Consider the following 12,750-nt stretch of genomic DNA (forward strand, 5'->3'; position numbering starts at 1 on the left):
ATTCGCACAATAAAAATCATAAATGATGTAATTATGCAAGCACAACAAGTTAACGGATTGACAGGGGTGATCATGTCCTCACCTGAACCAGAGCGGTTAGCAACATTTTATCGGGACATATTAGGTATTCCGCTAGCGTTGAATCGCCATGGCAATACGCCTGAACATTGGGAATGTGACTACAAGGGAATTCATTATGCGGTGCTCAAACAAAAGGTGCTTACGCAAGCGAACGTTAATACGGTCCTGTCCTTTGCGGTAGATGACATTGAGCGCTTTGTGCGGACTCACAACATTTCATTAATTCATCCGATTATGGATTTAGGGGATGGGGCTTCTATTGCCAGTTTTAAGGATCCTGATGGCAACATCCTGCGCTTTTGGATGACGAAAAATTAATGAGCCTGTAGCGCGTACAGATGACGCTGCTCAGTTATCTGTACGCGCTACAGGCTCATTATATAAATTGGTTACTAACTCTCAAAATAGGCTCGTGCATGAAACGAATTAATATTCATGCACGAGCCTTTTATGGCAGTTGATGAACTAATGAATTCTGATCAGCGTGAACCATAAAATAACTCTAACCCCTTGAGAAAGCTTAGTTGCCCGGTATCCATGTGCCCAAGCTGGTTATAAACCACACCAAGTAGGCTAACCTTATTGGTCTGCCGAAGCGAGGCCAGCAAAGCTGTAGTGGGCTCAACGTCCCACTGCCGATTTTCCTGGCCGCCGACAGTTACAACCAGTCGTACTGAGTCGGACGTATTGACCCTGCCTAGCTGGCTAGGTAACTGGTTCAAATAGAAATTATGATACCATACAGCCGGACTGGCGGCTACGAAGTTTTGAAAAACGTGGGTCCTGCTTTTGGCTTGGCTAAGTAATGTATACAAGGCAAAGTAGCCCCCAAATGAATGACCAAGTAGTGTTCTGTTTTGAGCCAGCGTTCGGTAAGTAGCGTCAATCAAAGGCAATAACTCTTGGCCCAGAAATTGGCGAAATTGCTCACCGCCACCGGGCGCTTTCAACTCATCAGCGGGTAAAGCCGAAGGATATAAATAGTCCCGTACCCGAAGGGAATCCATCGCGTCGAACGATTTATAGCCAACCCCCACTAAGACAAGTGGAGGTAGTAATCCCGCTTTTTCATACTGATGGATACTCGCGGCCAGCATAGGGAAGTGAAAATTGCCATCCAGGACCACGACCACTGGGAAATGTTTGGTTGTGCTGTCGCTGTATTCTAAAGGGAGTTGAGTCTGCACATATAGCGAATCATGGATGGTTTTTGAATACATTACCTGAAGGGGTGAATTGGCAGGCGGCTGGTTATTGGCCTTATCCCTCGGTTGGCAGCCAAGCAAAGTAAAGCCGAACAGAGCGAGTGTTGGTATCAGATGCATACGGTTGATCAATAGGGAAGTACTCTACTGAGCATTGAGGGAGTAGCCAACCGGTGGATAGGGTTGCTTGTGGCTAACCGGTTTAAGTTAATTTAACGTATGTCTATTCTGCTTGAGCAGCATGTAAAGTAGTTGGTGGGCAGATCAGAAGAACATTCTCGCAAAGACGCTACTTTGGTGAGACATGGGTAAAAGAACGACCGTTAGGATTTTCTTGTCTTAGTTTTTCCTACTGTTAGTAGGAAAACTTTACCCATCTGTAATAGCCGCTCCTAAGGGGCATCCCCAGTAGGGCTGTCGTTAGCCAAGTATAAAGTAGAATTCGTTCTGCAAGAACAGTTTATACCTTCTCCAACTCGTGCAACTTGCGACTAAAATTACCTTTCCCTAAAAGGATGGCTACCCGCATCGGTTAGCGATGTACATTAACTACCCTTTCGACCAAGACCATGAAGCCCGTGTTAGCCTTTATCTGCTTGCTGTTCAGCCTAACCGCCAATAGACAATCCATCGAAGAGCGGTTAAAAGCAAAGGTACGCCAGTTGGAAGCCGATCAGCTCCGGCAAGCGAATCAACCCGTGACCAACCTTCAGTTCGTCTCCTTCCGCTACAGCCTGATTCCCCTTAAAAACTGGTGGAAACGGCTTTATGATACCCAGGTGGACTTCCGCATTCAAATGAGGCTGTTAACCCATGAAACCTATGGCCAGTTGCGCCAACAGGATCAGCTAAAAGGAACCCACCAAGCGGATTCGCTGGCGGCTATGATCGGCCAACAAGAGCAAGCCAAACAGACTGATATCTCCAAGGAAGAGGCTTATTTTAAAACCAAGTATGAAAGGGCCGATCCAGGGCAACAGATTTACGAAACGCTTTCTCAGTTGAGTTATCAGCAGGCTGGCCAGCCCCGCCAGTCCCAACCGGTGAGGCACGCCTTTTATCCAACCGACTTGTCTGAGGTAGAGTCGTTTAAATAGGGCTATGTTTAGCCTGGGCATGTGCCTTTGTGAGGGGTAGAAAATCACCTCCTGATGCTCTGCCCATCGGCGCGGCTGTTGTCACTACAGTAGCTGCGGATTGATCCGTTCTAATAGGAACTAATTTGGCTCTAATCTGGCTCTAATATCCATCCCGTAGCTTTGGCCTATTCATCGAAACAGGCTCATGCGTAGCGGAAATAAACGATATTATTGGCTTCTGTCTTTTCTGGCCAGTTGCTGGATCGGCCAGAGCTGGGCGCAACCGGGAAACCTGCCGGTGACGCCAACAAACTCACTCACTTTACCCAAAGCGCTGGAACTGGCCCGGACCAACTACCCAGGCCTTCGGGGAAAACTAGCCACCATTCGAGCCACTGAAGCCGATGTGCAGGCCCTAAACATGTCGCTGTTGCCTCAGGCGGGTATTCAGGCGCAGACGCTCAATGCAACTTCTAATCAGGTACGTGGTGCTTATGTTTCCAACGGGGGCTTGTTGCTGCCCGTTTCCGGCGTACGCACCGACGGGTTTAATATGAACCCTGCCTGGACCAGTGCCGCGTCGATGGTCGTCGATTGGGAAGCCGTCACGTTTGGGCGTCGGCAAGCTCGACGCGATCAGGCCCGGCTGGCCGTGGAGCAGGCGCAGGCCGACTACGAAGGAGAGCTATTTACTCATCAGGTGCGGGTGTGCGATGCGTATTTGCTGGCGCTCAATGCGCAAAAATCGGTAGCGTTGCAACGGACGAATCTCCTGCGAGCGCAGCAACTCCAGCGCATCATTCGCGCCAGCACCGAAGGTGGGCTCCGGCCGGGTATTGATAGTGCCGTAGCCAATACGGAAGTGGCCCGTGCTCAATTGCAGGTACTGGAAAGCCAGCAACTGGCTCAACAGCAAGTACTTCGACTGACCGAATTGATTGGCCAACCGAACCCGGCTGTGCGGCTCGACACGATGGTTTTTTATAACCAGCTGCCTCAGTTACCGCTTTCCCCCGGCAGCAATCCCGCGCTGCATCCGCAGTTACGAGTTTATCAAAAAAGTATCGAGGTAGGCAGAGCGGGCGAAACGTTGCTGAAAGCGTCGGCCTTACCGTCTGTTTCGTTGCTTGGATCAGTACAGGGGCGCGGCTCGGGCATCAGCGAGCAGGCCCAGTCCGATGGTACGTTCCGTATCGATCCGTCGCTGGGCGCTGGCCTGCCGCTGCGTTCGTTCAACTACATCGCGGGCGTTACGGCCATCTGGCGCCCAACTGATTTATGGCGAACAAAATATGCCCTGTCGGCCCAGCGCGAACGGATCAATGCCAGTCAGCAGGCGTATGACCAGCAGGCACTCGGCCTTCAGGCTGCGGGCCAGAATGCGGCATTGCAGCTCCAGTTGGCTCAGGCCCGTGCCCAGCAGGCTCCGCTCCAACTGGATGCGGCCCAGCAGGCCTACATCCAGGCGCAGGCCCGCTACGAATCGGGGCTGGACAACATTCAGGCGCTCACCCAAACCAGTGCGCTACTGAATCGGGCGGAAGTCGATCAGGCACTGGTCACCAGCAGCGTCTGGCGCGCTCTGCTGCTCCGAGCCGCTACCATTGGCGATCTGGATTCATTCTTCCAACAACTTCCCCGCTAATTCTCATGATCAAAGCTGCCTTAGCCAAACCCATTACGGTCATCGTTGCCTTAGCCGGGATTATTTTATTTGCGATTCTGGCCCTTTTGCAGATTCCGGTGGACATTTTCCCCCGGCTGAATCTGCCTACAATTTACATTGCCCAGCCCTATGGCGGGATGACACCCGCTCAGATGGAAGGCTTTATTGCCACCCGTTACCAGAATCAGCTGCTTTATGTGTCGGGTATCAAGTCGGTGGAGGTGAAAAATATTCAGGGCCTGTGTCTGGTGAAATGTTCGTTTTATGAAGACGTCAACATGGCGCAGGTATCGGGCGAAGTAGCCAACCAGGTCAGCCGGGTTATGAATTATTTGCCGCCGGGCACTGTGCCTCCCACGGTCGTTCGCTTCGATGCGTCGAGCTTACCCGTGGGTCAGTTGGTGTTCAGCAGTCGCCGGGCATCGCTGGGGGAAATGCAGGATTTGGCTTCTACCCGCATCCGGCCCTTGTTTTCCCAGATTCCGGGCGCTTCGGCTCCGCCCCCGTTTGGCGGCAACGAACGAACGGTGGTCGTGAAAGTCGATCCCGAACGGATGCGTAGTTATGAACTGACCCCCGACGAAATTGTACAGGCCGTTGTGAAGAACAACCAGATTTCACCGGCCGGTAGCGTTCAAATGGGTGACTATACCATCATGACGCCCAGCAACACGGTACTCGACAAGGTCAGCGAGTTTTTGACTATTCCGCTGCGGAAGGGCGTAGGGCCAACGGTGTTTCTTCGTGACGTAGCCACGGTAGAAGATGCTACCGATATAATGGTTGGGTATGCACTGGTCAATGGAAAACGGTCGGTTTACATTCCCGTTACCAAAAGTGCCGATGCTTCGACCATGAGCGTTGTGAGTGCGCTGAAAGCCAAACTCCCCGAAATGAAAGCGCTGTTGCCGGATGATGTACAGCTTACCTACGAGTTCGACCAGTCGGTCTACGTCACGCAGGCGGTTCATAGTCTGGCTGTTGAAGGCGGTTTGGGCGCCATTCTGACCGGGTTGATGGTATTGCTTTTCCTGGGCGACTGGCGGAGTTCGCTGATTGTAATCCTGACGATTCCGGTGTCCATTATGAGCGCTATTTTGCTGCTCAACCTGACTGGCCAAACCATTAATATCATGACCCTGTCGGGGTTGGCGCTGGCCATCGGTATTCTGGTCGATCAGGCAACGGTCGTGATTGAAAATATTCACCAGCACCTTGAGATGGGCAAACCTAAAGCCCGCGCCATTCTGGATGCCTGCCAGGAGATGTCCTTCCCGCTGCTGCTCATTACCCTGTGTATTCTGGCCGTATTTGCGCCCGCTTTCCTGATGAACGGTGTTCCGCGCGGCATGTTCCTGCCCTTGTCGTTATCGGTTGGCTTCTCGATCATTGCTTCCTATATTCTATCGCAGGTGTTTGTACCCGTGGTGGCGAACTGGTGGCTAAAAAGTCATCCCCATGCCAGCCCGCATGACGTAAGCATTTTGCCCGATCTGAATCAACCGGCGGAGGGTCGGCAGGAAAGCTATGAGGAAAAGCACCCCGAAAAAGTGACGGGTTTCGAACGCTTTAAGCTGGGTTACCTCCGGGTTCTGGACAACCTGATGGGCCATCGAACGCTGGTCATCAGTGCATATGTACTGGTTTGTGCGCTCCTGATTGGTATTGGCTTCGCCCAGATTGGTCAGGACATGATGCCCCGGCAAAACCACGCCCATCAGTTTCAGGTGCGGATCGTTGGGCCGCAGGGCCTGCGGATCGAACGGACTGAAGAGCTCACCAAGCGGGTAATCAAGCAGATTGGCGACATCGTTGGCCCTGATAACATGGCCATTTCGTCGGCTTTTGTGGGAATGACGCCCTCCAGCTATGGCACCAGCGCGCTTTACGTGTTCAATGCCGGTCCGCACGAAGCGGTGCTGCAAGTCAATCTGTCCGACGAATATGAAGTCAAGTCTATGGACGCGCTAAAAGAACAGATTCGCCAGCGGGTTCACCGAAAAATGCCCAACGTCCAGCTTTCGTTCGAACCCATCGACCTGACCGATAAGATCATGAGCCAGGGCGCACAAACACCCATCGAGATTTTAGTGGGCGGCAAAGACATCAAAGAAGGGCAGCACTACGCCAACCGCTTGTTGACCCGTTTGCGTGAGATTCCCTACCTACGTGATCTGCGGATCAATCAACCGCTTAGTTACCCCACGGTGTCGATCCAGGTAGATCGCGAACGGGCGGGTCAATTAGGGCTTAGCATCGACGAGATTTCCAAGTCGCTGGTGGCGGCAACCTCGTCCAGCCGATTTACGGCCAAGAACCTGTGGCTCGACCAGTCGAAAGGGTTTGCCTACCAGGTGCAGATTCAACTGGAACAGGATCAGATGAAGTCAGTGGCCGATATTCAGGCGATTCCGCTCGTGAAAGGACAGTTGCGGCCCACGCTGGGCGATGTGGCAACCATTACGCCAACTACCGTACCGGGCCAGTACGACCGCATTGGCCCCCGCCGGATCATCACGGTGTCGGCCAACATCAACCAGATTGATTTGGGTACGGCCACGCACGATGTGCAAGCCGCTATCACGGCGGCCGGACAACCTCCCCAAGGGTCGGTGGTGGAGTTGCGTGGACTGGCCAAGCTGCTTCAGGAAACGCTGAGCAGTCTTCAGTTTGGGCTGGGACTGGCCATTGTGGTGATCTTCCTGTTGCTGGCCGCCAACTACCAGTCGTTCAAAGTAGCGAGTGTGGTGCTGGTGAGCATACCCGCCGTGTTGGCTGGCTCCCTCACGCTGCTGCTCGTAACCGGGCAAACGCTCAACCTGCAATCCTACATGGGCATCATCATGTCGGTGGGGGTGTCGGTGGCCAATGCCCTGTTGCTGGTTACCAATGCCGAATCTCTACGGCTGCGCTACCGCGACGCTCGTGCCGCTGCCCGGGTGGCCGGTGCAGCCCGCCTTCGGCCTATTCTGATGACGGCGCTGGCAATGATTGCCGGGATGGTTCCGATGGCGAGTGGGCTAGGTGAGTCGGGCGAACAAACCGCCCCGCTGGGCCGGGCGGTTATTGGTGGGCTATTTTTTTCAACGATTGCCGCCCTGCTGATTTTGCCCGTCGTTTTTGCGGCCATTCAGCGTAAAACGGCCTTTGACTCGCCTTCACTCGACCCGGACGACCCAACCAGCACCGTGTTCGATGGATCACCCGAAGCTCTGGCCGAACGGTCTGAATCCAGTTTAACCTACTAACCAGCTAATCGACACCATGAATGTATACAATCTCCTCCGACCCGGTTTGCAAGTGGCCCTTATAGCGGGCCTGGGCTTTCTGTTCAGCCAGTGCGGCAACTCGTCAGCCGAAAAAAGCCAGATGGACGAAGTACCCGTTGAGGAAGACATTCGGTACGAAACCATTCGGGTAGCGGCTTCCCGTCCGGCATCGGAACTAAATCTGCCGGGCGAGCTGGAAAGCTACTACGAAACCGATCTCTATCCCCGCGTGAGCAGCTACGTTAAAGCGCTGCACGTCGATATTGGCGATCAGGTAAAGAAGGGGCAGGTACTGGCCGAACTGGAAGCGCCCGAACTAACGGCGAACCTGACCGAAGCCTACTCGAAAGTGAAAGCTGCCGAAGCCGTTTATGGTGCCAGTAAAGGCACTTTCCTGCGCGTTTTACGGACCAGCCGGACACTGGGGGCAATTTCGCCCGTCGATCTGGATGCATCCCGAACCAAAGCTATTTCCGATAGTCTGGCCATTGTTGCAGCCAATGCCCACTACAATTCAGTACAGCAACTGGTGAGTTATCTGAAAATAACCGCTCCGTTCACGGGCGTCATCACTGACCGGCGGCTGTCGCCAGGCGCATTTGTGGGACCGGGCGGCCAGAACGGCGTACCCATGCTGAAGATCAAACAACTCGACCGACTTCGTTTGCGCATTGCCGTCCCGGAAGCGTATCTGGGCGATATTCGGCGGGGCAATCCGGTTCAATTTTCAGTACGAAGCTTTCCCCGGCAAACATTTACGGGACGCATCAATCGCATCGCCAACAGCGTTCGGCCCGAAACCCGCTCTGAGCTGGTCGAAATCGATTTCCAGAATAAAGGTGGCCAATTAAAGCCGGGCATGTTTGCCTCGGTTCGATTGCCCGTCAGTACTACGAATGAGGGTAGTTTATACGTACCCAAATCCGCTATTATCAGTACCATAGACCGCACGTTTGTGTTGAAAGTGGTGGATGGAAAAGCCGTTCGGGTAACGGTGCAGAAAGGCGATGAGTCGGCTGGGCAGACGCAGGTTTTTGGTAACCTGAAGCCCGGTGATCTGATTTTTAAAACAGCAACCGATGATCTGGCCGACCAGGCTAAGGTTAAAACGCAACTTGTGAGCCAGTAGTCAGGAAGTAATACCATCAGCTGTTCATCCGTTAGCTTGACCTGGGCGACCACCAGGTCCTGGTTTTCTCCTTGACATTCATCGACCTCCCAAAAGAGTCCTTTATAGTCTATCCGATAGCGTGTCTTCTCAGTAAGCTGATCCTTGCATAGGGCGTGATTAGGGTTGGGTGGTCAGAGACCCAAAGCTAATCACGCCCATTTTCATACATCTAAAATTGACGAACCATTGGTAACCAGTAAACTACCTATTTGTATCGCTGTAAGTGTCTACTTGGAATAGAATGAAGGGTAAGAGTCAATATATAATGGGAGCTACTTACTAATGGGCCTGTAATCCACTGAAGATATCTTGAATAAAAAGAAAAAACGGCCCCAATTCGCTGGAAAGGGCCGTTTTTTGCTGGTTTTTGAATACAACCTGAATTGAAAAAAAGCAATTTCGTCTGTTACCTCCGTAACAAGTGAAACAAAATTGGTAAATAAAAAGAATAAATACAACTATTCTGATAGAATATGATTTGATTTCTTCCCAACGGGAATGTTGGCTTCCAGGCAATGGTTTTTTCTTTGCTTCACGTAAAGCATAACGTCAGCAACGGGTATGTTCAAAATCACTCGTACCACCCTAGCAAGCTGAGTGGCATTATAAAAAGCTTACTTAAACACGAAGTTGTAGGAGAGGGAAGCAATGGGTGCCGCAAAAATCTGGAGCTTATAGGCGTTGGTTTTGTTATTCTCGGTTTTGAAAAACACGGAATACACATTCTTGTGGCCATACAAATTATAGACGGTAAATGCCCAGCGCCCTTCCCAACGCCGTTTTCTCATGCCCGGACTGTATATGTTCCAGGCGAAATCCAGCCGGTGGTAGGCCGGTAATCGCTCATTGTTGCGTTCACCGTAGTAGGGATACTGCGCCCCATCGATGGTAACATATCCCGTGGGGGCTGAATAGGGTCGTCCCGTGCTGTAGGCAAACGTAAACCCAAAGCTATTGTGCCGGTCTACATCAATGGTCATGTTGGCATTGACTGTGTGTGGGCGGTCGTAACTGGCTTTGTACCAGTTGCCTGCGTTTACATTTTGTTCAATGGAAGCGCCTTCGTACACCTGATTCAGGGTGCGGGCATAGGTATAGTTTAACCAGCCGGTCAGTTCGCCTTTCTTCTTGGAAATCATGGTCTCAATGCCGTACGCTTTACTACGCCCCTGCAATAGTTGCGTTTCGGGGTAAGGTTGAAGTAAAAAATCTGCTCCCGGCCGGTAGTCGATAATGTGCTCCGTGGCGCGCCAGTAGCCCTCCAGCGTGAGTTCGTAAATGTTCTCCTTGAAGCTCAGGAAATAACCGGCCGTGAGCAACTGACTAATCTGTGGTTTTATGTTGGGGTCCGAGGTTTTCCAGCGCGAGGTGGGCAGGGGCGTTGTGGTGTTCGTCACGACCTGTAAATACTGGCGCATCATGTTGTACCCAAATTTGAGTGATGAATTGGGCCCCAGCGTATACCGAATGCCAATCCGGGGCTCCGGACCGCCATACTGCTTCGAGATCTGACCAGCGCCATACCGGGTCGAATCGATTACTGAAAAGTCATCGCGGGTTTCGCCGGGTGCATACTGCCTGACCAGCGATGGCCCCATCGACAGAAACTGGGAGTAACGAATGCCCAGCGAAACAGCCAGTCTGTCGCTAAAGCTCCGTTCATAATCGGCATGAATAGCTAACTCAAGGGCGTTCTCGGTTGGCGTGGTTATATAATTGACGCTTTCGCTCCGGCCGGGATATAATGTACCCGGCTCAATGCGGTAATGTGTGCCGCTAACGCCCAACTCAAGCTTTTGATCAGTTAGTTGGAAATTCAAGTTCGATTTTATCTGCCGTTGCAATACCGACGACCGCAAACTGACCACGTTGCCACTTAATTCAGGAGACAGGATTTTGGGAACATAGTGCACATAAATACCCGTCGTTTGGAGGTTTAGCCGGGACGACAACGTTCGGAACCAGCGCGCCATGACGTTAACCGTTTGGTGGTCGTAGCGGGTGGCGGTTCCGTTTACATTAGGCAGGTTGGCCAGCAGATCCGTCCGGAACAAATCTTTGCTGCCATAAGCCGTTACCGTCAGCGTGTTGCGATTGTCGATACGCCAGAATGCCTTCAGAACGGCATCCCCGAATTTGGCTCGTATGTTCGCCAGCCGGTCAGACACGATCGGCAACAGGAAATCGTTGAAGGCCCCGCGTCCGGAAACCAGAATTCCGAATTTCCCCTTCACAATGGGAATGTCGGCGGTGAATTTATTCGAAACCAGACTGACACCTCCTGACAGACTGAACTGGTCCAGACTTGGATTTCGCAGGGACACATCCAGCACCGAAGCCGCCCGTCCGCCGAAGCGCGCCGGTACGTTTCCTTTGTATAAATCGGCCGTACTAATCACCTCGGAGGGGAAAATAGAAAACAGCCCAAACATGTGGGTGGGATTAAAGATGGGCGTATCGTCCAGCAGAATCAGGTTTTGGTCGGTGGTGCCACCCCGAATATTTACGCCGTTGCTGGCTTCCCCAACGCTCGACACACCCGGAAGCATCTGTAAGCCGCGTAACAGATCAACTTCGCCGAGGGCGGCTGGAAGCTTCCGTAAGGCACTCATATTGATCTGGTTGACACCCAGAATAGGTTGCCGAACCGTTTTGTCGAATCCTTTGGTCGTCACGACGACTTCTTCCAACTGGCTTTCAACGGTAATCAAGTTCAGCTGGATTGTTACGGGGTCGCTGGAAAGACGAACATTTTTCCGGACGGGCGTAAAGCCAACCAATCGGGCTACCACGATGTGATCGCCAGCAGGCAGGTCGATAGAAAAACGGCCTTGCTCATTGGTGCTGGTGCCGGTGAGTGCTTTGCGATAATCGACCACAATGGCTGCGCCAGCCAGCGGTTTACCCGTGGCCGAATCGCGGACAATGCCGTTCAGGTTAACCATCATCTGGGCCTGGAGGACCGGGCTAAAAAGCAGAAAAATGATAAGGGCAGGTAGGTGTCGGCTCATCCGTTCAGCGAGTAGATAGGTTCGTTAGTCATTCCAGCCGGGGGGGAATTGATCGGTTCGAGTGCGGCTGGATACGCACAGCGCTGAAGCAACACTGCCCCCGTACGTGCTGCTGCCGGGCAATGAGGATTCCAGGCGTGGCGTGCGGCCGTTTATGGCATAGAACAACCCCTGAAAAGTGCCCGTCGTGACATCCTGACGCTTGATCTTGTGACGGATTTCCGTTACGGCCGCAGCCGAAAAATAGCCAATAACATTCTCCGACGAGTTGGCCAGATTTTTTATATTGCCCGAAATAGGCGCGGGGGGCGAATCGGCCAGGGTTCCCGTATTCTGCACCTGATCGGTGAAGAGTTTGTAATACCGATACGCACTGGGCGATAAAGACAGTTGCTGAACCACAATCAGGGCTGGATTGCGCTGGTAAATGGGGACACTCGCCACTTTATGTCCCGTTTGCAATTGCCCGTTTGTGTAAGCATCTGCGGAAACGTCAATGTCCGTGTTATAGAAAATATCCCAGCACAACTCCCGGCAGGGGTAATCAAACTGGATGGACAGACTCAAGGTCGTATCTCGTACGCACCCAAGTACATCAATCGGTCCGCTGCCTACAGGGCCAACATCCACGACAATGTAACGGCCCTGCTGGCAGGTGGCGCACCAGAGTTGCTGCTCATACAGCCGCCATCGCCAGAGGTAGAAATTGCGCTCATTGGCCGGGTCCTGAAAATCAATATACACGTCATTGGCGGGCACATTCAACCCATCGGCCGTTGTCTTTGGCCCCTGTGGGTTGAACTGATCATATGCTTTCAGAATCGGTGGAATAGTCGCCATCGTTTCAACGGACGATTCGTATCGAACACCTTCTTCGGTCTGAAAACGGAGCTGGTAAGTCGTGCCAACCTGTCCCCGAAAATCATCAGGAAAACTATACATGCCGGGTTGGCTTTCGAGCAGGGTGATGGGTGTTGTTCCGTTGATCAGGACCGTTACCGATGCGCGCCTGACGGGCGTACTTACCGTACCGCTATCGGCAGTAGAGCGGGAACGACTCAGGCTGATGCTCTGGGTCTCGTCCAGGTTCGTGACAATGCCACTCACCACCAGCAAGTTACTATTCAACGGAACGCCGGGGTCGTAGGCGTCAATGCAACTGTAGAGCAAAACCACCAGCGAGACGAGCCCACTCCAGTAAAAGATTTGTAAGAAAAAAGTCCTGTGCATACCAATTGAGTGTTACTTAGGCGTCTTGTCAGTCAAGA

The 12,750-nt window shown here is 52.5% G+C and carries 8 protein-coding genes; 5 read left to right on the top strand and 3 right to left on the bottom strand.

Annotation, left to right across the window (positions count from 1 at the left end; translation table 11 throughout):
• Nucleotides 1–33: 33 nt before the first annotated feature.
• Entirely contained in the window at nucleotides 34–399 is a 366-nt protein-coding gene (locus tag SD10_RS10680; protein WP_148562423.1) for a VOC family protein, read from the top strand.
• A gap of 161 nt (nucleotides 400–560) precedes the next feature.
• Here the strand turns inward: SD10_RS10680 and SD10_RS28715 are convergent, their stop codons facing one another.
• Entirely contained in the window at nucleotides 561–1,406 is an 846-nt protein-coding gene (locus SD10_RS28715) for an alpha/beta hydrolase (protein ID WP_052731151.1), read from the bottom strand.
• A gap of 449 nt (nucleotides 1,407–1,855) precedes the next feature.
• Between SD10_RS28715 and SD10_RS10690 the strand changes: the two genes are divergently transcribed.
• The 4 genes from SD10_RS10690 to SD10_RS10705 all read left to right on the top strand — a co-directional run bounded on the left by SD10_RS10690 (nucleotide 1,856) and on the right by SD10_RS10705 (nucleotide 8,429).
• Nucleotides 1,856–2,383, top strand: a complete 528-nt coding sequence (locus SD10_RS10690) for a hypothetical protein (protein WP_046573790.1) — start codon at nucleotides 1,856–1,858, stop codon at nucleotides 2,381–2,383.
• 187 nt (nucleotides 2,384–2,570) lie between these two features.
• Entirely contained in the window at nucleotides 2,571–4,010 is a 1,440-nt protein-coding gene (locus SD10_RS10695) for a TolC family protein (protein ID WP_046573791.1), read from the top strand.
• 5 nt (nucleotides 4,011–4,015) lie between these two features.
• Nucleotides 4,016–7,279: an efflux RND transporter permease subunit gene (locus SD10_RS10700; RefSeq protein WP_046573792.1), complete on the top strand. Its 3,264-nt coding sequence runs from the start codon at nucleotides 4,016–4,018 to the stop codon at nucleotides 7,277–7,279.
• A 16-nt stretch (nucleotides 7,280–7,295) separates the two neighbouring features.
• The gene (locus SD10_RS10705; protein WP_046573793.1) at nucleotides 7,296–8,429 is read left to right on the top strand and encodes an efflux RND transporter periplasmic adaptor subunit; all 1,134 of its coding nucleotides are present in this window, start codon (nucleotides 7,296–7,298) and stop codon (nucleotides 8,427–8,429) included.
• Between the two features lie 656 nt (nucleotides 8,430–9,085).
• Here SD10_RS10705 and SD10_RS10715 read toward each other — a convergent pair.
• Together SD10_RS10715 and SD10_RS10720 are read right to left on the bottom strand one after the other, a co-directional pair.
• Nucleotides 9,086–11,482 (bottom strand): TonB-dependent receptor, encoded by a 2,397-nt coding sequence (locus SD10_RS10715; RefSeq protein WP_046573795.1) that lies wholly within the window; start codon nucleotides 11,480–11,482, stop codon nucleotides 9,086–9,088.
• A gap of 24 nt (nucleotides 11,483–11,506) precedes the next feature.
• Entirely contained in the window at nucleotides 11,507–12,712 is a 1,206-nt protein-coding gene (locus SD10_RS10720) for a DUF4249 domain-containing protein (protein ID WP_046573796.1), read from the bottom strand.
• Nucleotides 12,713–12,750: the final 38 nt, after the last annotated feature.

Source organism: Spirosoma radiotolerans, from assembly GCF_000974425.1.
GTDB lineage: Bacteria > Bacteroidota > Bacteroidia > Cytophagales > Spirosomataceae > Spirosoma > Spirosoma radiotolerans.